We start from the raw sequence: 26709 nt of genomic DNA, 5'->3' as shown, positions 1-26709 counted from the left end.
AGTAACTCCACTATTCCAAATTTCCGTGACGGATGCAACCAAAAAAGGCTGACCGCGGTCAGCCCTTTTCTCATTTGCTTAAATTATCAACGCTCGTGAGCAGTTCATAGTCTTTACGGATAACTTGGTAAATCGCGTTCGTATCGCCCGACAACATCTCTTCAGCACGCAACTGGTTGAGGAAGAGGCTTGTCGCGAATGTCACGAGCGCACTTTTCGGAATCCCGATTTCTTTGGCCCGGTCCGTGATGACCCGGTCTAGCTCAGCGTCAATCGTGAGCGAGAGTCTTTTCTTTGCATTCGACATAATGTTGAAGCTCCTTTAGTTTACATTTCAAATTCCTATACACAATTGCTAATTATATAGGAAGAATGCTTTTGGCGCAACCGGTGTCAGGATGACCCGATTTCTTCGCCGCTGCGAACTTTCTCCGCAATCTGGTCGATTTTGCGAAGCCGGTGGTTGATGCCCGACTTCGAAATCGGTCCCGTCTCGAGCATCTCCCCGAGTTCTTGGAGCGATACGTCTTGATGGGTGACCCGAAGCTCGGCGATCTCACGGAGCTTGACCGGTAAAATTTCAAGCCCGACCGTCCGTTCGAGATACTTGATATTCTCGACTTGCCGGAGCGCCGCCCCGACCGTCTTGTTCAAGTTCGCCGTCTCACAGTTGACGAGCCGGTTGACCGAGTTGCGCATGTCTTTGATGATGCGGGCGTCCTCAAAATCGAGCATACCGCGCGTCGCCCCGATCAGTTTAAGGAAGTCGGAGATTTTCTCGCTCTCTTTGATGTAGAGGATATGCCCTTTTTTCCGTTCGAGCGTCTTTGCGTTCAAGCCGAAGCGGTTGGCGAGGTCACGGAGCGCCTGGTTATGGTTCTCATACAGACTGTACACCTCTAGATGGTACGATGACGTCTTCGGATGGTTGATCGATCCTCCGGCGAGGAACGCACCACGCAAGTAAGCGCGGGCCAGGTTCTGGTTGCGCGTCATATCCGAGTTGAGTGTCCGGATCATCTCATAGTTCTCCCCGAGGATCTCTAGGTCACGGAGCATCGTCTCGGCACGTTGCGAGACACGGACGATGTAGACGTTGTTCTTCTTCAACCGCATTTTCTTCCGGACGAACAGATCCAAGTGATGGTCGTACAGACGTTTCATGAGGGAGTAGATGCGGCGCGCGATCGCGGCGTTCTCGGTCGAGACGTCAAGCGTCATCCCCCGTCCTAAAGCGAGCGAGATGACACCGTTCATGCGGACGAGCGCGGACAATTCCGCTTTCGCCTCGGCATCGGTGACGTCGAGTTGCGTCAGTTCTTTTTTCACTTCTGAGGCAAAGCTCATCTCGGTCCCCTCCTTTCCATTCCTGCTATTTCAGTTCAAGCTCCTGGTACGAGCGTGGTTTCTTGATCCGCAGCACGCGTTGCATGACGAGCCCGGCAATCGCATCCGAATCGTGACGGATATAGTCCCGGTTATAGTCGACGATGTCCCCGGCGAGCACGTTCGTGCCATAGTTGCGGAGCTTCTTCCGATCGAACCGGACTTCTTCCGATCCGTCTTCGAGGTAGCGCTCTAAATAAATATCTTCAATCGGTTCGTTGTTGACGACGATCGTATCGACCGTCGACTTCCCGAGGTACGCCTCGACCGACTTCAAATGCCGCATCGCGTCGTAGCCTTGCGTCTCACCCGGTTGCGTCATGACGTTACAAATATAGACGATCGGGACGCCGGCCCGGACGATGGCGTCGCGCACTTCCGGGATCAACAAGTTCGGAATGATGCTCGTATACAGGCTTCCCGGACCTAGGACGATCACATCCGCCTGTTCAATCGCCTCGACGACACCCGGTGCTGCCTTGATGCCTTCTTCAAGCAAGAACATGCGCTTGATCGCTTTTCCGACGAGCGGGATCTTTGATTCGCCTTTGACGATCGTCCCGTCCTCAAATTCAGCGGCGAGCGTCATGAGCGTCTCCGTGACCGGCAAGACCTTCCCTTGGGCGTTCAACAGTTGCGACAGCACGTCGATCGCCTTGACGAACGATCCTTCACAAATATGTGTCGCCGCCGTCAACATCAAGTTGCCGAGCGAATGCCCCTCGAGCCCGTAACCGCTGTCGAACCGATACTGTAAGATGCGGTCCATGAGCGGCTCGACTTCAGACAACGCCAAGATGACGTTACGGATATCCCCGGGTGGGAGCATGTGGAACTCGTCGCGGAGCCGTCCCGAGCTGCCGCCGTCATCCCCGACCGTGACAATCGCCGTGATCGCGAGCGGATAATGCTTGAGACCACGGACGAGCGTCGATAGCCCTGTCCCGCCACCGATGGCGACAACTTTTCTCTCGCGTCTCATCTTACTTCTCCTTCGTCGCGTGGACGAGGTCGCGATGGACGGTCTTGACGTTGTAGCGCTCGGCGAAATGGGCCGATACTTTTTCAGCGAACGTGATCGAGCGGTGTTTCCCGCCCGTGCAACCGAAAGCGACGACGACTTGCGCTTTCCCTTCCCGCTTATATTGCGGCAACAGGAACTCGAGCATATCGATCACTTTTTTATAGAACGCCCGCGCCTCAGGATGCGACATGACGTAATTTTGAACTTCTTCCGTCTGTCCGGTGAGAGGCCTTAGCTCCGGGATGTAGAACGGGTTCGTGATGAAGCGGACGTCGAACAACAAGTCGATGTCGAGCGGCACGCCGTGCTTAAAGCCGAACGACATGAAGTTGACGGTGAACGGGATCCGTTCCTCGTTGAACTGGAGCAAGATCCGGTCTTTGAGCATTTGTGGCTTCAAGTCGCTCGTATCGTAGAGCGTGTGGGCCCGGTCACGGAACCCTTCGAGCAGCGAGCGCTCCATCTTGATGCCGACGAGTGGTGCGTCTTCCGGGGCGAGCGGATGCGACCGGCGCGTCTCTTTATAACGACGGACGAGCACGTCGTCCCGTGTGTCGAGATAGAGCAGATGCGGGTGCACGTTCTTTTGTTCGAGATCATCGATGACGATGAACAAGCTATCGATGAAGTCCGGCGTGCGCGTGTCGATCGCGACCGCGATCTTCGGACGGACCGAACTGATGACATCGATCAGCTGCGGCAACAGTACTGGCGGCAAGTTATCGACGCAAAAATAGCCGAGGTCCTCAAAGCTATTCATTGCGACCGATTTACCAGCCCCACTCATCCCGCTGATGATGATCAATTCTTCTAATCCTTTAAAGTCTTCCATGTCGCTGACGCCCCCTTAAATTTGACAACCGAGCCGTGTGTTCGGCTCTCTTCTACCCTCAGTATAACGAACGCCCGAAAAAAAGAGAAGGGATTGCGGTTGCCCGCAATCCCTTCTGCCTTGGTCACGCGTTTTGTTCTTGTAATTTCTCGAGGAGACCCTCGATGAAATGTTGCGCGTTTTGAGCGGCGATCGATCCGTCGTTCGTCGCTGTGACGACTTGACGGAGCGTCTTGTCGCGAACGTCTCCGGCGGCGAAGATCCCAGGGATCGTCGTCTCCATCGCTTCGTTCGTGACGATGTAGCCTTGCTCGTTCAAAATGCCGAGGTCTTTGACGAATCCAGTGATCGGGTTCATCCCGATGTAAATGAATACGCCATCGATCTCATGCTCCGACTCCGTGCCGTCGATCGTGCTGACGAGACGGGCCCCGCCGACTTTCCCGTCTGCTTCTACGATCTCTTTCAACGTATGGTTCCAGATGAAGTCGACTTTCGGGTTGTCGAACGCACGTTTTTGCAGGATCTTCTGCGCCCGTAGCTCATCGCGACGGTGGACGATCGTCACTTTGTCCGCGAAGCGCGTCAAGAACACGCCTTCTTCGACAGCAGAGTCGCCGCCGCCGATGACGAACAAGTTTTTCCCTTTGAAGAACGCACCGTCACAGACTGCACAGTAGGATACACCGCGACCGCCGAGCTCTTCTTCGCCCGGTACGCCGATTTTTTTATACTGCGCCCCTGAAGCAAGGATGATGGCGCGTGCCTTGTAGTCACGGTTATGGGCGTGGACGACTTTATATTCGGTTTCGTCCGAGATGCTTTGGACATCGCCATACGCGTATTCCGCACCGAACGCTTTCGAGTGGTCAAACATTTTTTGAGATAGGTCAGGACCGAGAATGCTGTCGTAACCTGGATAGTTTTCGATATCTTCCGTGTTCGCCATCTGTCCACCTGGGATGCCTCGTTCGATCATAAGTGTCGACAAATTGGCACGCGACGCGTAAAGTGCCGCCGTCATTCCGGCTGGGCCGGCCCCGATGATAATGACGTCATAGATTTTTTCTTCTGTCATAGTGATTCCACCTCTGCATGAAATTGATTGACTTCAGTATAAGAAACCTAGGGAGGTATCGTCTATCTTTATGCTTGCTCGAGTGTCCGCTTGAACGTCCGGATCGTCCCGGTGAGCGTGTCGACCGAGACGCCGAACGTATCGGCGCATTCCTCGAGCAGGAGTGATTCGCGTTTCGCGTAAAACATCCAGACGAGCGCCGCGGCCGATGCCGTGACGTCTTCGAACGTTTCTCCCGCTAGCAGCAGTCGCGAGAAGCGCTCATAGAAATCGCCGTCGAGGCTCATCTGTTCTGCTTCCGTCACTTCTGTTTCGGCGAGGACGAGGGCGGCGTATCCTCGTTCGATCCGGGCGTCGCCCGTGAACGGAGAACCACAAATTTCAGCGCGACACTTTTCGGCGAACGAGATCACCGTCTCGTTATCGGTCAATCCGTTCGTCAAGGCGAGCGCCTCGAACGCTTCGTCATCGGCGAGCTTGGAGATGATCCGAATGATCTCGATGCGGGCCGTGTCTTCCTCTTGGCGCAGACCTTGGACGAGCGCCGAGCGGAACTCGAGGTTGTCGCGGATATCGAACGGATTTTTTTCTTCAAACTGTTTCAACTCGTCACTGTTCAAATAGGTAGCCGCTTCTTCAGAACGTCCTGTCTTGTAGGCGGATACGCTGAGCCAATGCCCGAACAGTGAGTCGCCACGGAAGCCGCGTTCTTTCAATAGACGCAGTTCTTCGTAGGCATGGTCGTACTGGCCGACGAGAGCTAGCGTCGTAGCGAGCTTGTAGCGCAATTCAAATTGGATCGGACGGACGCGTGTGAGCGGGACCGACAATTGCAGCGCCGCTTCCGACTGTCCGGCCTCATGTAATAGAAGAATCGTGTTCAAGATCGCATGCAAGTTGCCCGGATTTTGGTCGAGGACGTACTCGAGCGTCTCGAACGCCGATTCGTCGTTGCCGAGGTAAAAGTGGACGATGGCCAAATTGTTGAACGCCGGCCAAAACGTCGGATATTGATCGATCAAGCGCTCGAGCGTCGACTTGGCGGCGAAGAGCCGACCTTTGTCGATGTGTTGCTGCGCCTCGGTGTGCCACGTGATCAACTCGTCCTCTTCTTCGTCTTCGAGCTCTTGTTCAAGCTCGATCAGTTCGAGAAGGGATTGGACCGATTCCGCGTAACGACCGTGCGCTTCCTGTTCAAGATAGCGGCTCGCATACGTGGCCGCTTCTTCGTACTGTGAGATATAGGCGCAGTTGCTCGCGAGGTGATAAAGTGCCTCTGTCGCCGTTTGGTCGAGTTCTAATACCCGTTTCCACACATCGTTGGCGTGGTAGACCTCCCCTACTTCGAATAACAGTTCAGCGTACTGTTTGTGGTAATCGACGCGATGGACTGCCGCAGCAGTTGCTTCAGCCATGAAAAAAGTCGCTTCATCTAGGCGACCTTCTCGTAACGCTCGACGACCTCTATAGTAGTGGAGCTCCGCAGCAAGCGGAGATTCTGGTTCGGGTAGCGTCATTAGTGCTTCATAGTTCGCTTCCATATTCTAAATCCTCCACATCGTCTCTAGTATCTTTTTTTAGTTGCAGGATTAAGAATACCGCACTCAATCCATGAGGGCAACCGAAAAAGTTTAAAAAAATCGGGACTATATTCCTTCTATAATGAATATATTTTACTAGGTCTGACAATTGTTTTTCGACAAAAATATACATGACGGCTCACCTCGCGACACGACACAAAAAAACGGCATCACCTTCAAATAAAGTGATACCGCTCAAGTATTTTTCACACGAAGACCAATCGAACAGCTTGAAATGATTTCGCGCTAAATTGTGTCTATTTCGTGTCTACGGTTTGTAGTTTAGCGCCGACGACGCGTTCGCCGGGCAAGACGTCGCGATGTACGACGGCACCGGCTCCTATGACCGCCTTGTCCCCGATCGTGATGCCCGGCAAGATCGTCACGTTCGCCCCGATCAAGACGTCGTCACCGATCCGGACGTCACCGATCCGATACTCGTCGACGAGGTACTCGTGACAAAGGATCGTCGTGTTGAAGCCGATGACCGTGTTGCGTCCGATCGTGATCCGCTCCGGGAACATGACGTCAGGCGTCACCATGAGGGCGAGGGCGCTATACTCCCCGATCTTCATCCCGAGGAAGTTCCGGTACAGCCAACGCTTCGCCTTGACGGACGGGAAGTAACGACCGACGAGGACGACCGTCGTATTTTTGAAGACGCGCAAGAAGCGGATCGTCCGATACATCTGCCAGAGCGGGTTGGGCCCGTCCAGATGATACCGTTCCGTCTTACGCATTGACCGTGACCTCGTCGAGCCACGTCTCGAAGTGCTCCATCGACTCGATGATGACGTCAGGCTCGAGCGTCTCTAAGAACGCCCGGCCCTTCAAGGCCCAACCGACGGCGACCGTCTTCGTGCCGGCGTTTTTGCCGCTGAAGATGTCCGTATCGTTGTCTCCGACCATGACGGCCCGCTCCGGTGTCGAACCGAGCGCGCGCAGCGCCTGCTCGACCGGCTCGGCGTGCGGTTTCTCGTTTTCGACGTCGTCAGCCGTGACGACGACGCCAAACAAGTGGTCGATGTTGAACAAGCGAAGTCCGTGTTCGACGACCGGCCGGCCTTTCGATGTGACGATACCCATCTTATAGCCTTTGGTGTGCAGACGATGCAGTCCTTCGATCACGCCAGGATATTCGGCGACGAGCGCGTCGTGCATGGCGATGTTGAAGCTGCGATAGAACGCCTGCATCTCTTTCCATTCCGGCTCATTGAGCGCTTTGAACGACTTCTCGAGCGTCGGTCCGATGAACGGGAAGATATCTTCGTCCTGATACGTCTCGTTCGGGAAGTAATACCCGAGCGTATGACGAAAACTCGCAAGGATGAGCGGGTTCGTATCGAGCAACGTACCATCTAAATCAAATAAAATCGTATCCATCAATCAAACAGTCCTTTCTCAGAAGCGTCATCGTACCGCTTCGCTTTCCGGCGCAACACCATCATCACGATCCCGAACACGATCATCGCGATCGAGACGAGCTGTGCCGTCCGCAGATCACCGGCCATGAGGCTGTCCGTACGGAGTCCCTCGATATAGAAGCGACCGATCGAGTACCAGACGAGGTACGACAAGAAGATATAGCCGCGCGGTGGATTGCCGACCATGCGCCAAACGACGAGCAAGATGACGCCGAGGATGTTCCAGACGCTCTCGAACAAGAACGTCGGCAAGTAGTACGCCCCGTCGATATACATCTGGTTGACGATCCAGTCCGGTAACAACAACGTCTCTTTCAAAAACCGGCTCGTCGTCTCAGACCCGTGCGCCTCTTGGTTCATGAAGTTGCCCCAACGGCCGATCGCTTGACCGAGCAAGAGCGATGGCGCGAGGATGTCGGTCACTTTCCAAAACGACATCGATTTACGCATCGAGTAGATGATGACGACGAGCAAGGCGCCGAAGATGGCCCCGTGAATCGCGATCCCGCCTTGACGGATATCGATGATCTGCCCGAGGTTTTGGCTGTAGTAATCCCATTGGAACACGACATAGTAAATCCGGGCGAAGACGATACTGATCGGGATCGCCCAGATGATGACGTCGACGACCCGCTCCGAATCATAATTGAGTCGCTTCGCCTCAAACAAGGCGAGGACGAGACCGAGCATCGCTCCGAAGGCGATGATCATGCCGTACCAATAGATCGGGAGCGACCCGATCTCGAACGCTACGCGGTCAAACGTCGGCTCCACCATCATTCCATGTCCCCTTCGTTATCGTGGATCGCGTTGGCGAGTCGTTCGGCGAACTCTTCCGCCGTGTTGATGCCCATGTTTTGCAGGCGATAGTTCATCGCCGCGACTTCGACGATGACGGCCAAGTTACGTCCCGGACGGACCGGGATCGTGAGTAGCGGCACTTCACTGTCGATGATCTTCATCGTGTTATGGTCGAGCCCGACGCGGTCATACACTTTGCCGGCGTCCCAGTTCTCGAGGTTGATGATCAAGCTGATCTTTTTATGCGAACGGACGGCGCCCGCTCCGAACAGCGTCATCACGTCGATGATGCCGATCCCGCGAATCTCGAGCAAGTGGCGGATCAGTTTTGGTGCCGACCCGACGAGCAGCTGGTCGCCCGTCTGCCGGATCTCAACCGAGTCGTCGGCGACGAGACGGTGGCCCCGCTTGACGAGCTCGAGCGCGGTCTCGGATTTACCGACGCCGCTCTGTCCTTTGATGAGGACGCCGACACCGTAAATGTCGACGAGGACGCCGTGCATCGCCGTCATCGGTGCGAGTTCCATCTCTAGGAAGTTCGTGATCTGTGACTCGATCGACGTCGTCACCGCGTTCGTGCGCATGAGCGGAACGTTCGCTGACTCGGCCTCTTCCTCGATCTCGATCGGGATGTCGAAGCCGCGCGTGATGAGAATGCCCGGTGTCGACTCCGTGCAAAGAATTTTGGCACGCTCGCGGCGGCTTTCTTCAGACAGGCTCGCGTAAAACGTGAGCTCCGTCTTGCCGAGCACTTGGAGACGATTCTTCGCATAGTGCGTATAGTAGCCGGCGAGGACGAGTCCTGGTCGACTGAGGTCCGGTGTGGCGACAGGACGGTGAAGCCCTTCTTCCCCGGAAATGACTTGAAGCTTGAAGCGCTCAACGAGTTGAGCCGTGCGTACGATATTTTGCATAAGTATCTGCCCCTTTCACGCTCATTATTGTATCATAGCTCCTCATGAGAAGCGTTAATGAAAAGTGAGGCAGAACTTGTCAATTCAAAAGGAATGAAACTAATTTGTGGCAATTGCGTAGAACGGGTATAGAAGTTTATAAGGAGGTGAAACAAAATGGACGCACTCTTTTGGATTGCCATCGTCTTTATTTTCATCGTAGGGATCGCGGCGCTCGTCTATCTGATCAAATCGCTCATCGACATGTGGCGCGAATATGCGACGACGAAGAACGAGACGGTGCTCTTGTTGTTCATCCTGAATATCGTCGGTGTCTTCTTGTCCGGCTCGTTACTTTCGATGATCGTCGCCATCATCTTCTACTGGAACCGCTCGAAAAAAATGCGGAACCTCGGGATCTTCCTACTCATCGCTGGACCGATTCTGTTTATCCTCTTTATCATCGGCTCGTTCACGTTGTATGACGCCCCGATGATGGAATGGGAACAGTTCGAGAACGAAATGAATTTATGACGTGACAAAGCCCGGAGGCAATCGCCTTCGGGCTTCTTATGATTCACGCTGTACAAAGAGAACCCCGAAGGCGCTCGCCTTCGGGGTTGATCGTCATTGCTGATGGAACGGGTTGTTCAAGTCGGCCGGATTGACCGGGTCGACCGGATCGATCGGTTCCGTCGGTTCGTGCTTGTCTTCTTCGAGGAACGTCGACGGCGTATGGAGTGAACCGTGCTCAAGGTCGATCGTACCAGTACGCGTACCGGCCTCGACTTCGATGCGCGGCGTCTGACCACGGCCTGATAAGAACTCGAGACGACGCTGGGCGACGTCTTTACGGTCGCGGACGATCTCGAGGTCGTCCAAGTTACAGTGGAGCCCACCGAAGTTCGTCTCGAGCTCACCTTCGATCTCGACGCCGTGCGGCAAGACGAGTCGGATGTTCCCGGCGAGCGAAGCGATTTCGAACTTGGCCGGACGCGCCGTCGCGAGTTCGGCGCGGATGTTGCCGTTGCCGGTCTTGAGCGAGGCCTTGTCATACTTCCCGTTCACGATGACAGAACCGTTACCGGTCCGGACGTGGACGAGCTCAGACTCGGTCGCTTCGACCTCGACCGTACCGTTGCCCGTGTTGACGAGGATCTCTGAAGCGTGCACCTCGTGAAGCACGACGCGGCCGTTCGCCGTCTGGACGCGGAAGCTCTCGACGTCGATTCCGTCGGCACGGACTTCACCGTTCAACGTTTGGACGTTCAAGTGGTCGAAATGATGATGCGGGACGTACAGTTCGACGTGGGCCCGGACGAGCTTGTCACGAAGTGAGATGACGAGACGGTCGCCGATGACCGAATGTTTGACGGCCGACTGGAGCTGTTCGAGCGCTTTGTCCGCGTCTTGCTGTCGGAGCGGACGACCGGTGACGATCAGTTCACACTCGTCATGGTCCGACGAGACGATCGTCGCCGAGGCGTTGAACAAGTCGAGCAGGATGTCTTTCCCGGTGAACGGGAACGATTTCGAGTACGTCACTTCCGGCCCGAAGTTCGAGCTGAACGAGAAGTCGCTGTCGCGAAGTTTCGTCACGAGTCCATCGACCGCTGACGTCAGTTTCGTCGTGAGCGACTCGACCGAGTAGGCATCGACCTTCTCCGTCTCTTGATGTTCTTCAAGCGCTTGGATACGCTCCGGCTCCAACTTCTCGAGCCGCTCGAGTTGGGTCATCCCTTCCTCGATCGTCAGTTTGCCATCTTTCACTTGCTGGAGAATCAGTTCACGCATTTCTTGTTTCACGTTCGTTTCCCCCTTCGATTTGGTTACACGTCAATCATGTTCCCGTTTCTAAACATTTCTATACTTATTTCTTTTTTCCTGCTTTCGGTTTGGCCCGGGCCGCATCGCGTTCGAGTACCGGTTTCAAATATTTGCCGGTGTACGACGCCGTGACTTCGGCGACTTCTTCCGGCGTCCCGGTCGCGACGATCGCGCCGCCGCCGTCCCCGCCTTCCGGTCCGAGGTCGATCAAGTAGTCGGCCGATTTGATGACGTCTAAGTTATGCTCGATGACGAGCACCGTGTCCCCGTTCTCGACGAGGCGCTGCAATACGATTAACAACCGGGCGATATCGTCGACGTGAAGACCGGTCGTCGGCTCGTCCAAGATGTAGATTGTCTTGCCGGTCGAACGTTTGTGCAGCTCAGACGCGAGCTTGACGCGTTGCGCTTCCCCGCCCGACAGTTCGGTCGCCGGTTGTCCGAGCTTCATGTAGCCGAGGCCGACGTCAGAGATCGTCTGGATCTTCCGCTTGATTTTCGGAATCTTGTCAAAGAAGTCGAGTCCTTCCTCGATCGTCATGTCGAGCACGTCGGCGATCGTCTTGCCTTTATACTTCACTTCGAGCGTCTCCCGATTGTAGCGTTTGCCGTGACAGATCTCACACGGGACGTAAACGTCTGGAAGGAAGTGCATCTCGATCTTGATGATCCCGTCCCCGCGGCACGCCTCACAGCGTCCGCCTTTGACGTTGAAACTGAAGCGGCCTTTCTTGTAACCGCGCATCTTCGCCTCGTTCGTCGACGCGAACACGTCACGAATGTCATCGAACACACCCGTATACGTCGCCGGGTTCGACCGTGGCGTCCGTCCGATCGGCGACTGGTCGATATCGATGACTTTATCGATCTGGTCAAGCCCTTCGATCGTCTTATGCTTCCCTGGCTTCGCTTTGGCGCGGTTAATATGGTGCGCGAGCGACTTGTACAGGATCTCGTTGATGAGCGTCGACTTCCCGGAGCCGGAGACACCGGTGACGGCGATGAACATACCGAGCGGGATCGATACGTCGACCTCTTTCAAGTTGTTCTCTGCTGCTTTGACGATCCTGATGAAACGCTCGTCCGGCACTTTGCGCTCGGCCGGCAGCGGGATGAACCGTTTCCCGGACAAGTATTGCCCGGTGAGCGACTTTCGGTTCTTCATAATCTGTTTCGGTGTGCCGGCGGCGATGACTTCTCCGCCGTGCTCTCCGGCGCCAGGTCCGATGTCGATCAAGTAGTCGGCCGCCATCATCGTGTCCTCGTCATGCTCGACGACGATGAGCGTATTGCCGATGTCGCGCATCTGTTTGAGCGTCGCGATCAAGCGGTCGTTGTCACGCTGGTGCAACCCGATCGACGGCTCGTCCAAGACGTACAAGACGCCGGTCAGCCGCGACCCGATCTGCGTGGCAAGACGGATCCGCTGCGCTTCCCCGCCTGATAACGTCCCGGCCGCCCGCGACAACGTCAAGTAGTCGAGACCGACGTTGTTCAGGAAGCTGAGCCGTTCTTTGATTTCTTGCAAGATGAGCCGGGCGATGGCGATATCTTTTTCGCTCAGTTCGTCCATGAGCGACTCGAACAAGGCGAGCGCATGCTCGACCGAAAGTGTCGTCACTTCCCCGATGTGGCGGTCGGTGATCTTGACGGCGAGCGTCTCTTCTTTCAACCGATAGCCGTCACACGTCGGGCAGGCGTGCGTCGCCATATACGTCTCCATCTGTTCCCGGATGTAATCCGACGTCGTCTCTTTATAGCGGCGCTCGATGTTGCGGAGCACCCCTTCAAAAAAGATCGTGTTCGTCCGGACTTGGCCGAAATCGTTCTCGTAGCGGAACAAGAACGATTCTTCTTCCGTCCCGTGCAAGACGAGGTCTTGGTCACGTTTTGACAGCCGTTCGAACGGCACGTCCATGTCGATGTCGAAATGCTGACACATCGAGGCGAGCAGCTGCGGATAATATTGCGAGCTCGTCGGCTGCCATGCGACGACCGCTCCTTCTTTCAGCGTCTTCGACGGGTCTGGGATGACGAGCTCCGGGTCGACGTCGAGTTTCGTACCGAGACCGTCACACGTCGGGCAGGCCCCGAACGGTGAGTTGAACGAGAACATGCGCGGCTCGAGCTCACCGATCGAGAAGCCACAGATCGGGCAAGCATGGTGTTCGCTAAACAACAACTCGGTCCCGTCCATCTTGTCGATGATGGCGCGGCCGTCCGCGAGGCGGAGTGCCGTCTCGAGTGAATCGGCGAGGCGGCCTTCGACGTCAGCGCGGACGACGAGCCGGTCGACGACGACCTCGATCGAATGTTTCTTGTTCTTGTCGAGCTCGATGTCATCGGTCAGTTCGATCGTTTCCCCGTTGACGCGGACACGGACGAACCCTTCTTTTTTGAGCGAGTCGAACACTTTGACGTGCGTGCCTTTCCGTCCCGACACGATCGGCGCCAAGATTTGCAGGCGCGTCTTCTCCGGAAGCTCCATCACTTGGTCGACCATCTGTGAGATCGTCTGGCTTGAGATCTCGATGCCGTGGCGTGGGCAGACGGGTTTCCCGATGCGGGCGAACAAGAGTCGTAAGTAGTCATAGATCTCCGTCACCGTCCCGACGGTCGAGCGCGGGTTCCGGCTCGTCGTCTTCTGGTCGATCGAGATGGCCGGGCTCAACCCTTCGATCGTATCGACGTCCGGCTTGTCCATCTGTCCAAGGAACTGACGGGCGTATGCCGACAGGCTCTCGACGTAACGGCGTTGCCCTTCGGCGTAGATCGTATCGAATGCGAGCGATGACTTCCCTGATCCCGACAGACCCGTCAAGACGACGAGCTGGTCACGGGGGATATCGATATCAATGTTTTTCAAGTTGTTGACGCGCGCCCCTTTGATGACGATCGCATTTTTCTTTTCAGCCATTTAATTCCCTACCTTCAACTCCAAGATTAAGTCACGCAATTCGGCCGCCCGCTCGAACTGAAGATCGCGGGCCGCTTGTTTCATTTCTTCTTCTAGTTTGCCGATTGCCGCCTCGCGCTCGTCTTGATTCATCGAGCTGAGCGACTCGAGCACTTCTTCTTCGGCAGCGACGGTCGCGCGGATGACGCCGCGCACTTCTTTGCGGATCGTCTGCGGCGTGACGCCGTGCTCTTCATTGTATTCTTGTTGGATCGTCCGACGGCGGTCGGTCTCCCCGATCGCCCGCGTCATCGAATCGGTCATCTTGTCCGCGAACAGGATGACGTGGCCGTTCGAGTTACGGGCCGCCCGTCCGATCGTCTGGATAAGTGACCGGTCAGAACGAAGGAACCCTTCCTTGTCGGCGTCGAGGATCGTGACGAGACTCACTTCCGGGATATCGAGCCCTTCCCGCAGCAAGTTGATCCCGACGAGAACGTCGTATTTGCCGAGCCGCAGGTCACGGATGATCTCGATCCGTTCGAGCGTCTTGATCTCGGAGTGCATATAGTTGACCTTGATGCCCGCTTCACGGAGATAGTCCGACAAGTCTTCGGCCATCTTCTTCGTGAGCGTCGTCACGAGGACGCGTTCGTCCTGTTTGATGCGGTCGCGGATCTGGTCCATCAAGTAGTCGATCTGTCCTTTGATCGGGTGGATCTCGATCGTCGGGTCGAGTAGACCCGTCGGCCGGATGATCTGCTCGATCATGTTTGGTGTATGCTCGAGCTCGTACGGGCCCGGTGTCGCCGAGATGAAGATCGCCTGATTCAACTTCTTCTCGAACTCCTCGAACTTGAGTGGACGGTTGTCCTTGGCCGATGGTAGACGGAAACCGTGGTCGACGAGCATTTGTTTGCGCGCCTGGTCGCCGTTGAACATCCCGCGGACTTGCGGTAGCGTCACGTGTGACTCGTCGGCGATGAGCAAGAAGTCTTTCGGGAAGTAGTCGATGAGCGTGTACGGCGTCGCCCCTTCTTCCGTCAAGTTCAAATGACGCGAGTAGTTCTCGATGCCTGAACAGTAGCCCATCTCGCGCATCATCTCGAGGTCGTAGTTCGTCCGCTGCTCGAGACGTTGCGCTTCGAGCAGTTTGCCTTCTTCGCGGAACTTCTCGAGCTGTTGCTCGAGCTCGGCCTCGATGTTGATGATCGCCTTTTGCAGCTTCTCGTCGCGGGTGACGAAGTGGGATGCCGGGAAGATCGAGACGTGTTCACGGTCGGCGATGATCTCGCCGGTGAGCGGGTTCATCTCGCGGATGCGGTCGATCTCGTCACCAAAGAATTCGACGCGCAAGCACTGCTCGTCGCGTGACGCTGGGAAGATCTCGACGACGTCGCCGCGGACACGGAAGCGCCCGCGCTGGAAATCGATGTCGTTTCGTTCATATTGGATGTCGATCAGTTTGCGGAGCATCTGGTCGCGCCCCATCTCTTTCCCGACGCGGAGACTCAAGACGAGACTGTTATATTCTTCCGGGTTACCGAGGCCGTATATACATGACACGGATGCGACGATGATGACGTCGTCCCGCTCGAACAAGGACGACGTCGCCGAGTGACGGAGCTTGTCGATCTCGTCGTTGATCGAGGCGTCTTTCTCGATGAACGTGTCGGTCGACGGCACGTACGCCTCTGGTTGATAGTAGTCATAGTAACTGACGAAATATTCGACGGCGTTGTTCGGGAAAAACTCTTTGAACTCGGAATAGAGCTGGCCGGCGAGCGTCTTGTTGTGGGCTAAGACGAGCGTCGGTTTCTTCACTTCCTGGATGACGTTCGACACGGTGAACGTCTTCCCGGTGCCGGTCGCACCGAGCAGCGTCTGATAACGGTCGCCACGGTTGACGCCTTCGATGAGCTGGCGGATCGCCTCCGGCTGGTCGCCGGCCGGACTATATTCCGAATGTAATTCGAACGGAAGCTTGATCTTGTCCATATATATTCCTCGCTTTCTATCCCTTGCATATTGACTTGATTATAGCACATACACGAACAAATATTCGCTTCTGAGACGCTTCCCAAACCGCTCTCCGATTCGCTATAGTGAGGAGGAATCTAAACAGAAATGGGTGGGTCGTCATGTGGTCACTTCTCTTTATCCCGCTCGGCGCGGTCGTCGGCGCCTTGTCCGGTTTCTTCGGTATCGGGGGCGGTGTCATCATCGTCCCGGTGCTCTTGTTCAACGGATATTCGGCGGCCGAGGCGGTCGCGACGTCACTTTTGTTCGTCGTCGGGACGAGCCTGGCCGGGGCGAAGAAGCACTCGTCGCTCGGCAACGTGGCTTGGTCGACCGGCCTCACGGTCGGTCTGGCCGGCGCCGTCACTGCGCAGCTGTCGAGCCGGCTCGTGCTGTCGATCTCCGGGACGTATGACTGGTTGCTGAATGTTTTCTATTTGCTTATCCTCTCTTATTTTGCCGTTACGCTTCTAAAGAAAACATCGAAGCCGTCGAAACGCAAAAAATCTGGATTCGCCGCAAGTTTCTTCATCGGCGCGATCGCCGGACTCTTGTCGGCACTCCTCGGCATCGGCGGCGGTTTCATCATCGTCCCGTTGCTCGTGAGTTGGCTCGGGTTTTCGACGCACCGCGCCGTCGGGACGAGCCTTGCCGCCGTCCTGTTCATCTCGCTCGGCGGACTAATCGGTTACTTGCCTTCGTTGTCGCTCGATTATGTTGCCCCGCTCGCCTTGGTGACGGGCGCCTTTGTCGGTGCCCCGCTCGGTGCATCGCTCACGAATCGTTATCGGGACCATGAGATTTCAAGACGGCTCGCTTGGCTCTACTTGACTGTCATCGCCTCGATTGTGCTCGACCTCGGGGCGGCATGGTGGACACCATTGTCTTTCGTGAGCTTAGGGGTTCTCTTCATCTTTCTCGTCGGGATCACCCTTGATTTTTCCAAACATTTTACCAGTCCGAACCACTTTCCTCATTAAAAAGTGGTTTTTTTCAATATCTTGGTTTTAAAGCGCTTTCAAACGGGGGATATAGAAAAGTGGTAAGCCAAATCCAATATGGAAGGAAGGGAGTATCACATGTCAGCATTTGTCAGCGAAATTATCGGTACAATGCTACTCATCTTGCTCGGTAACGGTGTCGTCGCCGGCGTCGTCCTCCGCCACTCGAAAGCCGAGAACGGCGGCTGGATCGTCATCACGTTCGGTTGGGGGCTCGCCGTTATGGTCGGGGTATACGCCGCAGGTATTTACGGAGGCGCGCACATCAACCCGGCCGTCACGATCGGACTCGCCACGAGCGGGGCATTCCCATGGGAAGATGTGCCACTGTACATCCTTGCCCAGTTCATCGGGGCGTTCATCGGGGCCGTACTCGTGTACGTACACTACAAACCGCACTATGACGCGACCGACGACCCGGGTGCCAAGCTCGCGACGTTCTCGACCGCTCCTGGTATTCGGAACACTCCGTTCAACTTGATCTCGGAGATCATCGGAACGTTCGTCCTCGTCTTCGCATTACTATCGTTCGGGGCCAACACGTTCGCAGATGGATTAAACCCGCTCATCGTAGGTTTCTTGATCGTCTCGATCGGTCTCTCACTCGGTGGAACGACCGGTTATGCGATCAACCCGGCCCGTGACCTTGGACCGCGGATCGCGCACGCGATACTCCCAATTAAAGGCAAAGGGACGTCAGACTGGGGCTATTCATGGATTCCGGTCGTCGGACCGATCATTGGCGCTGTCATCGCCGCGTTGCTCTATGGTATCCTCGTCCCATAACCACCCTAACTTCTAAGGAGGCACATTCATATGGACAAAGAAAAACGGTATATTTTAGCAATCGACCAAGGTACGACCAGTTCACGGGTCATCATCTTCGACCACGACGGTAAGATCGTCACGACCGCTCAGCGCGAGTTCAAGCAGTACTTCCCGAAACCAGGCTGGGTCGAGCATAACGCCAACGAGATCTGGGGTTCCGTCCTCGCCGTCATGGCCGAGGCGTTCGGTTCGGCCGACATCGACCCGAAAGAGATCGCGGCCATCGGCATCACGAACCAACGGGAGACAGCGGTCGTCTGGGAGAAGTCGACCGGCAGACCTGTCTACAACGCCATCGTCTGGCAATCGCGTCAGACTGCCGGTATTTGTGACGAGTTGAATGCGGCCGGTCACGCTGAAATGTTCCGCGATAAGACCGGATTATTGATCGACGCTTACTTCTCGGGAACGAAAGTGAAATGGATCCTCGACAACGTCGAAGGCGCCCGTGAGAAAGCAGAAGCGGGAGACCTCTTGTTCGGAACAATCGACACGTGGCTCATCTGGAAACTCTCGGGCGGTCACGCACACGTCACCGACTACTCGAACGCGTCCCGGACGCTCATGTACAACATTTATGAGCAGAAGTGGGACGACGAGTTGCTCGACATCCTCACCGTACCGAAGTCGATGTTGCCTGAAGTCAAGGCGTCGAGTGAAGTATACGCCAACACGATTCCTTACCACTTCTTCGGGTTCGAAGTCCCGATCGCCGGCGCGGCAGGTGACCAACAGGCCGCCTTGTTCGGCCAAGCTTGCTTCGAGTCAGGTGAAGGGAAGAACACATACGGAACGGGTTGTTTCATGCTCATGAACACGGGAGAAGAAGCCGTCAAGTCGGACCACGGATTGCTCACGACGATCGCCTGGGGCTACAACGGCAAAGTCGAGTACGCGCTCGAAGGATCGATCTTTGTCGCCGGATCAGCCATCCAGTGGCTCCGTGACGGACTGCGTATGCTCAAGTCGGCGAAAGATACGGAACAGTATGCGAACCGTGTCGACACGACCGACGGGGTCTACGTCGTCCCGGCCTTCGTCGGACTCGGTGCCCCGTATTGGGACTCGGACGTCCGCGGCGCCATCTTCGGGATCACCCGCGGTACGGAAAAAGAACACTTCGTCCGGGCGACGCTCGAGTCACTCGCCTATCAGACACGCGACGTCTTGACGGCAATGGAACAGGATTCCGGCATCGCATTGAAGACACTCCGCGTCGACGGTGGTGCGGTTAACAACGACTTCCTCATGCAGTTCCAAGCGGACATCTTGAACGTACCGGTCGAACGTCCGGAAGTGAGTGAGACGACGGCGCTCGGCGCCGCCTATCTCGCCGGACTCGCCGTCGGTTTCTGGAAAGACCAGAACGAGATCAAGCAGCAATGGAAACTCGACCATCAGTTCGAACCGAACATGGACGAGGAGCACCGTGAAGCGCTCTACAAAGGCTGGCAACACGCCGTTGAAGCGACGATGGGCTTCAAACCATCAAAACTTGAAGTGTAAGCATACGAAAAGGAGCATCCGCGACGGATGCTCCTTTTTATAATTTTCGTAAGCGTAAACGTGGGCTCATCGGTTCCCCGACGAACAAGATCCCGAGCTCGTGCGGGTCGGCCTCATACATCGCCCGTTGCACGAACCGGATATCCCCGTTCAAGTTGAGCACTTCGAGCTTGATGTACGGCTTATGGAGTTGAAGCGCCTCATAAAAGCTGCTCCCTCCGGTGATGACCGTACCGTTCACTTTGTAGATCGACTCACCTGGTATGAGCTGCATCGTCTCCCCCGGCGAATCTGGAAGCGTATCGATGATGACCGCCCCGCGGTTCCCGTTCAAGAAGACCGGTGTTGTGCCGCGGTTCTCCCGTTTGATGAGCTGCAAGGCAAGCTCGTACAAGACGAACAGACCGATCAACACATAAGCGACGTACGGGACGTCTAGGACGTATGACCCGGCGAACAGGCCGAGCGCGACCACCGCGAGCAAACCGCGATACAGGCTCAACCGGCCGAGTAGCGTTCCCGGCAGTGCCCCGGTCGATAGCAGGCTGACCCCGATCGGGATCGGTAAGATGACCGGCACCGAGAAGTCGAGCCCGAACGACGGCGGTAAAAAGACGACGAGCGGAAAGAACCAAATCCGCTTGACGACGTGTCCGCCGATGAACTGGCCGCGCTTCGACAAGATGAGCGTCGGTGACGTCTCTTTGATCCCGTTCCAACGAAGGAGGATCGCTTCGGCGAGCGTGACGATGCCGAACACGAGCGCATACACCGGCCACTCGACGCTGGCGAGCCGGTCGACCCAATTCGTGAGCCCGGCTAACGGGACAACGTCACGCAGACCGATGACCACGAGCATGATCAGGAACGGAAACGCCGGACTCATGAAGCGCGGATGCATCGTCAAGACGATCAGGGCGTAGAGGACGGTGAACGTGACGACCCACTCGAAGTTGACCGTCGTCTCGAGCAAGACGGTCGCGACAGTTCCGAGGACCGCGAGCAACAGACTCGGCCACACAAAGTGGCGCCAATCTGACTTCGGCGAGCGTCGGCGCGACCGGAACATGCTTCGCTCCCGTTTAATGCGCGTCATGGATATGTAAGCGAGGGCGACGAACGTCGCCCAGAGCAGCGGACTACCTAACAAGGTCAACAAAGCGGTAAAACTCATTCGTAGAACGTCCACACTTGTCCAATCCTTTCCCTAATCCTTATTTTGCGGCTTCTTCAAGTGCCCGGTTCAACTGGGCATCGTTCGCCTCGTCTTGGATGACTTCAAGCAACCGTGACTCGAGCGCGGACGCCGTCGCTTCATTGACGACCCCGTCCTCCGTTAAGTTGTTGTCGGCTTGGAAGTCTGAGACCGCCTGTGCCATCGTGTCACCGAAGTAACCCGCCTGACCGCCCGGCTCATAACCGATCCCGGTCAACACCGTATGCAGGTTCGACACCGTCTCGCCGTAGTCCCCGACTTTGAGCGAATCCTCTTCCGCGAGGATGCGGTTGACCCCAAAGTAATCCGGTTGATCGACCTCAACGTCAGGCTCGATACCCGTCTCGTTGATCCAATTGCCGTCCGGTGTGAGCCATTTGCTCGTCGTCAGCTTCAAGTTGCTACCGTCTTCCAAGTCGAACGCCGTCTGGACGACGCCTTTCCCGAACGTAGTGTTGCCGACAACCGTCGCACCGGCGCCTTCCTTGAGCGCACCGGCCAAAATCTCGGACGCCGAGGCCGAACCTTCGTTCGTCAAGACGAACAGCTTGTACGGCTTCGCCTCACGGGCGCGTCCGTTTTGGGCCTCGCGTTCCCCGTCGGCGTTCTCGATTTGAACGACCGGCTTATCCGTCGGGACGAACCCTTCGGTCATCGCGATGACGGCCGGCAAGAGACCACCCGGGTTGCCCCGGACGTCGATGATCAAGCTATCGATATTTTGGCTCTCGAGCGTCTCGAGCTGCTCTAAAAACTCATCGGCCGTCGGCTCTGAGAACTGGGTCACTTCGAGATAGCCGATCTTTTTGCCGTCCTGCTCTTTCACTTCCGAGTAGACCGTCTCGATCGGGATCGTATCCCGCGTGATCTCATAGTCGGCCTCTTGCCCGCCGCGACGGATCGTCAGCGTGACAACAGTTCCTTTTTCACCACGGATGAGCTGGACCGCCTCTTCGACGGCCATCCCTTCGATCGATTCGCCGTCGACCGCGGTGATGATATCCCCTGGACGAAGGCCTGCCGCTTCAGCTGGTGCACCTTTGATCGGAGCGACGATCAAGATGTCTTCTCCTTTCTTCTCCAAAGTCGCGCCGATTCCTTCAAAGCTCGACTCGATCGAGTCGGTGAACTGTGACGTTTCTTCCGCGTCGAGGAAGTCAGAGTACGGGTCATCGAGCGCTGCGGTCATGCCGTCAAGGGCGCCGGTCAACAAGTCTTCTTCCGAGATGTCCTTTAGCGAGTGCGTCTCGATCAAGCTGCGGACTTGTTCGACCTTGTCCCAACCTTCTGCTTTCGGTTGGATCGGTAACCTCGTATCGGTGAACGCCATCGTCGCCAGGCCTGCACCGGCCCCTGCCACGAACGTCGCGCCGGCGAGTAGTCCTGCGGTTGTGTTTTTCACGGGTAAGTCCCTCATTTCTTTTTGTCGGTCTTTCATCCAGTATAGCAAAAACTTCAGAAAAACGGACGCGTTCCACATATTTGGGACGCGTCCGTCTGTCAGTAGCCGATATAAGGACCCGGGTCGACCGCATTTGGTTGCCCGGGTGCCCATTCCCCACGGTGGAGCTCGAAGTGGAGATGCGGTCCCGTCGACCAGCCCGTGTTGCCGAGCGTACCGACCGTCTGGCCCGCCCCGATCGACTGGCCGGCCGCTACCGTGATCGAATCTAAATGACCGTAGACGGTCGTCCAGACTTGCCCGCTCACGACGTGCGAGACGAAGACGACGTTGCCGTAACCGGTCGCTTCAGCCGCCTTGATGACGATACCTGGGGCGGCCGAGACGATCGGTGTGCCGGTCGCGTTGACGATATCGATGCCGCGGTGCGATTCGGGCGCCCCGGTGAGCGGGTTCTCCCGCGGTCCGAACCGGCTCGACACGTAACCCGACACCGGGCGCAAGAACGTACTGACCGGAGCCGTGACGGCTTCCGGTTCCGCTGCTGGCGGTGCCTGTGGTGTCACGGTTTCTTGATTCGCTTCGGCTCGTGCCGCTGCTTCGGCCCGTGCTCGCGCTTCTGCGGCGGCTTTTGCCTCGGCCTCTTGTTTCGCGCGGGCCTCGGCTTCCGCTTGTTCCCGTTCAGCCGTCGCGATCGCGTCGAGCTGACTGGCGATGATGCGGCGCTGTTCGTTCATGAGCGCTTGTTCTTCGTCACGGGTCATCTGTTCGAGCTCGAGCAGTTCGACCTGCTCGTTCAGTTCCGAGAGGAGCGCATGTTTCTCTGTGGCCGCTTGATCGAGCGCTTGTTTCGTGACGACGAGCTCGCGCTCTTTTTGTTTGACGAACGACAGCTGTGTCCGTTGTGTCGTCTCGAGCGTCTCGAGGCGCTCGACTTCATGCATATAGCTATGTATGAGGTCCCGGTCTTGCTCCGCGATCGTCTGTGCGGTCATGAGCCGCGTCACGAAATCCCCGAATGAGCGGGATTCGAATACGACTTGGAGATAAGACCGGTCCTCATGGATTTGAAGCACACGAAGACGCTCACTAAGGAGCGCCTTCTGGCCTTCAAGATACTGCCCTTGGGCAGCGAGTTGTTGGCGGGTCGCCTCGAGCTCGGTGCGTGCCGCGTCCGCTTCGACTTGCTGGACGGCAATCTGTTCACTTAAGCCCTCGAGACGTTCATTGACGGCGCGGATCTCGGTTGAGACCGCGTCGCGCTGTGCCTCGGTGACTTCGAGCTCGGCGTCCGTCTCGACTTGCGCTTTTTTAGACTGCTCCAATTGATTGGATAGACGATCTTGTCGTTCTTTCAACGTCTCTTTCCCCGTCGCCATAACCGGCGCGGCGAGTAGCGTCAAACTTAATCCAAGCGCAAGCGAACGTTTCATCCGCCAATTCCCCCTCATATTTAAATTAAACTTTTAAGAATCGACCGAGCGATGTCGTCGATCCCCAGATCCCGATGAACGCACCGAGCGCAAGCAAGACGAGCGAGACTTGCGTCGTGAGTACCGATGGATCGATCAATTTAAATATATCACTATTCAGTTGATCTAGCGATGGTTGTAAAGCACCATATGCGACGTCATACCCGAAATAAATGACTGCGATCGGGATGAGCGCGCCGAGCACACCGAGCAGAAGCCCCTCGATGAAGAACGGCCAGCGGATAAAGCTGTTTTTCGCTCCGACGAGACGCATGATCTCGATTTCGCGACGGCGTGAGAAGATCGTCATCTTGATTGTGTTCGAGATGAGGAACATCGCCATGAGCGTGAGTCCGACGATCAACACGAGTCCACCGATGCGGATCCCGTTGAAGAAGGCGAACATCTTATCGATATAGTCCTGACCGTACGTGACCTTATCGACGTTTTCAAGTGACTGGACCGCGTCGGCGACCGTCTCCGTGTTGAGCGGGTCTGCCGCTTTGACGATATAGCGGTCATGGAGCGGGTTGTCTTTCTCGACCGTTCCGTACGCGTTGGCGTCTTCCCCAAGCTGATTGCGGAAGCTTTCGAGTTCATCCTCTTTCGAGCTGAACGTCACCGAGGCGACGCCCGGGATCTGTTCTAAGTTCTCGCCTAGCTTCTCGACGTTCGCTTCCTCCGCCGTCCGTGTGACGAACACTTGGATCTCGACGTCGTTCTCGACGTTCTCTGAGATCTCGTTGACGTTGAACATGACGAGGGCGAAGATGCCGACGAGTAACAAGGTGATGGTGACGGCACTGATGGCCGCAAACGACATCCAACCGTTGCGAAGCGTCCCTTTGAACCCTTCGCGTAAATGGCGTAGCCCACTTTTAAATATCATAGCCATATGCTCCTTTCTCTTCATCGCGGACGACTTTGCCGTTTTCGATCGCGATGACGCGATGACGGATCTTATCGACGATGTCACGGTTATGTGTCGCCATGACGATCGTCGCCCCGCGGCGATGGATCTCTTGGAATACTTCCATGATGCCCCATGCCGTATCCGGGTCTAAGTTACCGGTCGGCTCGTCGGCGATGATGAGCTTCGGCTTGTTGACGATGGCGCGGGCGATCGAGACACGTTGCTGTTCGCCACCTGACAGTTCGTCCGGATAGTTACGTGCCTTATGTTTCAATCCGACGAGGTTCAATACGTCCATGACTTGCTTACGCATCGTATTCGTGTCGGCCTGAACGACTTCAAGTGCGAACGCGACGTTCTCATACACTGTTAATGAAGGGAGCAGTTTATAATCTTGGAAGATGACGCCGAGCTGGCGGCGTAGTTTCGGGACGTGGCGGTTTTTTAATTTCCCGACGTCGATCCCGTCGATCAACAGTTGACCGTTCGACGGCTTCTCCTCCCGATAAATCATTTTCATGAACGTCGATTTCCCGGCGCCGGATGGTCCGACGACGTATAAAAATTCGCCGTCTTCGATCTTCAAATCGAGGTCGTCGACTGCGACGACACCGTTTGGATATACTTTACTAACTTTTTGCATCGAGATCATAACGTATTCCCTACCCTTTTTATAAATTTTTCATGCATCTATGACGAGTGTGTGATTGTTTAGTAAGTGAATATTTTCGCCTAGCCTCAGTTCTACACGATAACTAGTGATTCTGTCAAGGCACCGTCCAAGTTTCGGAACGGGCCAAGGTTTATCCGGTTCAGTAGTAGGAGCGCCTACAATTATAACAACCAGAATTTTAAATAACCATTACAGGATTGTTTCAGTTCGATTGAGTTCGGTGTGAAATTGTTGAACTGAACGTCCGTTTCACGTCGCGGTCACATTTGGTGAAACTCACATTCAAATAGGCACTCGCCGGGGCGAGTGCCTATGTTCAATCGTTCCGTTTATCGGTCGGACGTTTTTTCAACGCGTCGAACGGTGAACGTTTCCGTTTCCGGTATTTGATGTGGATCGTCGGTGACTCATACTCTTCCGACGCCCGGATGTCTTTGCTTGAGACGCGCATGAACGACCAGGCGAGGAGCACCATGATGAAGATGAGCGGGAATCCGCCGACGATGCTCGCCGTCTGCAACGTGTCAAGCCCACCGAGGAACATGAGCGTCAGCGGCATGATACAGAGAGCGAACGCCCAGAACAGGCGGTTCCAGACGAGCGGCTCTTCTTCGACATGCTTTTGCGTGACCGATGCCAAGATATAGGAAGACGAGTCGAACGTCGTCGCGAGGAAGATGATCGCGAGGAGCGTGAACACGGCGACGACGACTTTACCGAACGGCAGCTGGCCGATAATGGCGATGATCGTTGCCGGCGGTCCGTACATATCCATATACGAGATGACGTCGAACGCACCGGTCAAGTGGAGGTAGAGCCCGTAATTGCCAAGTATCCCAAAGAACAGGATACAGCCGAACGTCCCGTACACCATCGTCCCGATGACCATCCCGCGGATCGTGCGCCCCCGCGAGATCCGGGCGACGAACAGGCCAACGAACGGTGCGTAAACGAGCCACCACGCCCAGTAGAACACCGTCCACGATTCCGGGAAACCCGTCTCTTCGAAGCCGCCGAGGTTGCCGAACGGCTCCATCCACGTCGCCATCAAGAAGAAGTTGTCGAGCATCGTGCCGACCCCGTTGAACGTCGTCTCTAAGATGAACCGGGTCGGACCGAAGGCGAAGACGAACGTCAGGATAATGATGGCGAGCCAAATGTTCAAGTCACTCAGCACTTTGATGCCCCGCTTCAAGCCGACGTACGAGCTGATGGCGAAGATGACGGTACAGATGAGCATGATGACCGCCTGCATGCCGAGCGTGACCGGGATGCCGGTGATCTCGTTCACCCCTTCAGCGATCATCGGTGTCCCGAGGGCGAGCGTCGTGCCGGCCCCGCCGAGAAGACCGAAGATGAACAAGATGTCGATGACTTTACCGACCGGTCCGTCCGCCCATTTGCCGATGACGGGCCGGACCGCCTCGCTCACTTTCAACACCGATTTGCGGCGCACATAATAGAAGTAAGCGATCGGCAACGCCGGCAGCGTATAGATCGCCCAAGCGATCGGCCCCCAGTGGAACATGCCGTAGGCGGTCGCCCATTGGATCGCCTCGGTCGACTCCGGTGTGACACCGAACGGCGGTCCTTGATAGTAGTACACCCATTCGATGACCGACCAATACAAAATACTCGAGCCGATCCCGGCGGCGAACAACATCGCCGCCCAAGAGAACGTGCTGAACTCGGGTTCCTCATCTTCAGCGCCTAACTTGACGTGCCCATTTTCACTGAAAGCGACGAAGATCAAAAATCCGAACGCGCCGAGCCCCATCGCTAAATACAACATGCCAAAGTTCGTCGTCATGAACGTGTTGGCGGCGCCGACCCATGCCTTCCCCGTCTCCGGGAAAAAGACGAGCGGCAACGTCACCGTCAGCAACAGGACGAACGCACCGATGAACGTCGGCCAATCAATCAGTTTTGTCTTCACAT

Annotated in this window: 23 protein-coding genes; 4 read left to right on the top strand and 19 right to left on the bottom strand. The window is 56.1% G+C overall.

Annotated elements, in window-relative coordinates:
• Nucleotides 1-70 precede the first annotated feature (70 nt).
• The 10 genes from EVJ29_RS01405 to hprK form a co-directional block, all read right to left on the bottom strand.
• Nucleotides 71-307, bottom strand: a complete 237-nt coding sequence (locus tag EVJ29_RS01405) for a hypothetical protein (RefSeq protein WP_016508644.1) — start codon at nt 305-307, stop codon at nt 71-73.
• Nucleotides 308-393: 86 nt separating this feature from the next.
• A complete protein-coding gene (whiA, locus tag EVJ29_RS01400) occupies nt 394-1347 on the bottom strand; it encodes a DNA-binding protein WhiA (RefSeq protein ID WP_131455835.1) in 954 nt (317 codons plus the stop codon).
• Nucleotides 1348-1372: 25 nt separating this feature from the next.
• A complete protein-coding gene (locus tag EVJ29_RS01395; RefSeq protein WP_071397965.1) occupies nt 1373-2368 on the bottom strand; it encodes a gluconeogenesis factor YvcK family protein in 996 nt (331 codons plus the stop codon).
• 1 nt (nt 2369) lies between these two features.
• Nucleotides 2370-3242, bottom strand: a complete 873-nt coding sequence (rapZ, locus tag EVJ29_RS01390) for an RNase adapter RapZ (RefSeq protein WP_131463997.1) — start codon at nt 3240-3242, stop codon at nt 2370-2372.
• Nucleotides 3243-3366: 124 nt separating this feature from the next.
• A complete protein-coding gene (gene trxB / locus EVJ29_RS01385; protein ID WP_070328693.1) occupies nt 3367-4320 on the bottom strand; it encodes a thioredoxin-disulfide reductase in 954 nt (317 codons plus the stop codon).
• Nucleotides 4321-4388: 68 nt separating this feature from the next.
• Nucleotides 4389-5861 (bottom strand): tetratricopeptide repeat protein, encoded by a 1473-nt coding sequence (locus EVJ29_RS01380; protein WP_236633351.1) that lies wholly within the window; start codon nt 5859-5861, stop codon nt 4389-4391.
• A gap of 296 nt (nt 5862-6157) precedes the next feature.
• Nucleotides 6158-6640 carry an acyltransferase gene (locus EVJ29_RS01375; protein ID WP_131504637.1) on the bottom strand — a complete coding sequence of 161 codons (483 nt, stop codon included), beginning with the start codon at nt 6638-6640 and terminating at the stop codon, nt 6158-6160.
• Nucleotides 6633-7283, bottom strand: a complete 651-nt coding sequence (gene ppaX, locus EVJ29_RS01370) for a pyrophosphatase PpaX (RefSeq protein WP_131463999.1) — start codon at nt 7281-7283, stop codon at nt 6633-6635. Before ppaX ends, EVJ29_RS01375 begins: the two co-directional genes overlap by 8 nt.
• Nucleotides 7283-8104, bottom strand: coding sequence for a prolipoprotein diacylglyceryl transferase (lgt, locus tag EVJ29_RS01365; RefSeq protein ID WP_131504636.1), 822 nt, complete (start codon nt 8102-8104; stop codon nt 7283-7285). The genes ppaX and lgt overlap by 1 nt, the downstream gene beginning before the upstream one ends.
• Nucleotides 8101-9039, bottom strand: a complete 939-nt coding sequence (gene hprK, locus EVJ29_RS01360) for an HPr(Ser) kinase/phosphatase (protein WP_131504635.1) — start codon at nt 9037-9039, stop codon at nt 8101-8103. The genes lgt and hprK overlap by 4 nt, the downstream gene beginning before the upstream one ends.
• Before the next feature lie 156 nt (nt 9040-9195).
• Between hprK and EVJ29_RS01355 the strand changes: the two genes are divergently transcribed.
• Nucleotides 9196-9552, top strand: coding sequence for a hypothetical protein (locus EVJ29_RS01355; protein ID WP_070328686.1), 357 nt, complete (start codon nt 9196-9198; stop codon nt 9550-9552).
• A 93-nt stretch (nt 9553-9645) separates the two neighbouring features.
• Here the strand turns inward: EVJ29_RS01355 and EVJ29_RS01350 are convergent, their stop codons facing one another.
• From EVJ29_RS01350 to uvrB, 3 genes are all read right to left on the bottom strand, one after another.
• Nucleotides 9646-10824 (bottom strand): DUF4097 family beta strand repeat-containing protein, encoded by a 1179-nt coding sequence (locus EVJ29_RS01350; RefSeq protein ID WP_131504634.1) that lies wholly within the window; start codon nt 10822-10824, stop codon nt 9646-9648.
• A 64-nt stretch (nt 10825-10888) separates the two neighbouring features.
• Nucleotides 10889-13762 carry an excinuclease ABC subunit UvrA gene (uvrA, locus tag EVJ29_RS01345; protein ID WP_070328684.1) on the bottom strand — a complete coding sequence of 958 codons (2874 nt, stop codon included), beginning with the start codon at nt 13760-13762 and terminating at the stop codon, nt 10889-10891.
• Entirely contained in the window at nt 13763-15739 is a 1977-nt protein-coding gene (uvrB, locus tag EVJ29_RS01340; protein ID WP_442899271.1) for an excinuclease ABC subunit UvrB, read from the bottom strand.
• Between the two features lie 143 nt (nt 15740-15882).
• Between uvrB and EVJ29_RS01335 the strand changes: the two genes are divergently transcribed.
• The 3 genes from EVJ29_RS01335 (at nt 15883) to glpK (ending at nt 19095) form a co-directional block, all read left to right on the top strand.
• A complete protein-coding gene (locus EVJ29_RS01335; RefSeq protein ID WP_131504633.1) occupies nt 15883-16740 on the top strand; it encodes a sulfite exporter TauE/SafE family protein in 858 nt (285 codons plus the stop codon).
• A 99-nt stretch (nt 16741-16839) separates the two neighbouring features.
• Nucleotides 16840-17547 (top strand): MIP/aquaporin family protein, encoded by a 708-nt coding sequence (locus EVJ29_RS01330; RefSeq protein WP_131504632.1) that lies wholly within the window; start codon nt 16840-16842, stop codon nt 17545-17547.
• Nucleotides 17548-17577: 30 nt separating this feature from the next.
• Nucleotides 17578-19095 (top strand): glycerol kinase GlpK, encoded by a 1518-nt coding sequence (gene glpK / locus EVJ29_RS01325; RefSeq protein WP_131441385.1) that lies wholly within the window; start codon nt 17578-17580, stop codon nt 19093-19095.
• Nucleotides 19096-19132: 37 nt separating this feature from the next.
• Here the strand turns inward: glpK and EVJ29_RS01320 are convergent, their stop codons facing one another.
• The 6 genes from EVJ29_RS01320 to EVJ29_RS01295 form a co-directional block, all read right to left on the bottom strand.
• Nucleotides 19133-20269 carry a PDZ domain-containing protein gene (locus tag EVJ29_RS01320; protein WP_131441384.1) on the bottom strand — a complete coding sequence of 379 codons (1137 nt, stop codon included), beginning with the start codon at nt 20267-20269 and terminating at the stop codon, nt 19133-19135.
• 40 nt (nt 20270-20309) lie between these two features.
• Complete coding sequence (locus EVJ29_RS01315) at nt 20310-21713, bottom strand: S41 family peptidase (RefSeq protein WP_070328679.1); 1404 nt, start codon at nt 21711-21713, stop codon at nt 20310-20312.
• 98 nt (nt 21714-21811) lie between these two features.
• Nucleotides 21812-23146: a murein hydrolase activator EnvC family protein gene (locus tag EVJ29_RS01310; RefSeq protein ID WP_131504631.1), complete on the bottom strand. Its 1335-nt coding sequence runs from the start codon at nt 23144-23146 to the stop codon at nt 21812-21814.
• 25 nt (nt 23147-23171) lie between these two features.
• Nucleotides 23172-24074 (bottom strand): permease-like cell division protein FtsX, encoded by a 903-nt coding sequence (gene ftsX / locus EVJ29_RS01305; protein ID WP_131504630.1) that lies wholly within the window; start codon nt 24072-24074, stop codon nt 23172-23174.
• Nucleotides 24064-24750: a cell division ATP-binding protein FtsE gene (gene ftsE / locus EVJ29_RS01300; protein ID WP_071397982.1), complete on the bottom strand. Its 687-nt coding sequence runs from the start codon at nt 24748-24750 to the stop codon at nt 24064-24066. Before ftsE ends, ftsX begins: the two co-directional genes overlap by 11 nt.
• 337 nt (nt 24751-25087) lie before the next feature.
• Complete coding sequence (locus EVJ29_RS01295; protein WP_070328675.1) at nt 25088-26707, bottom strand: BCCT family transporter; 1620 nt, start codon at nt 26705-26707, stop codon at nt 25088-25090.
• Nucleotides 26708-26709: the final 2 nt, after the last annotated feature.

It is taken from the genome of Exiguobacterium sp. SH4S7 (assembly GCF_004336795.1).
GTDB lineage: Bacteria > Bacillota > Bacilli > Exiguobacteriales > Exiguobacteriaceae > Exiguobacterium > Exiguobacterium aurantiacum_A.
The sequence above is the reverse complement of the archived record's forward strand: the minus strand, read 5'-3'. Positions and strand labels throughout refer to the sequence as shown.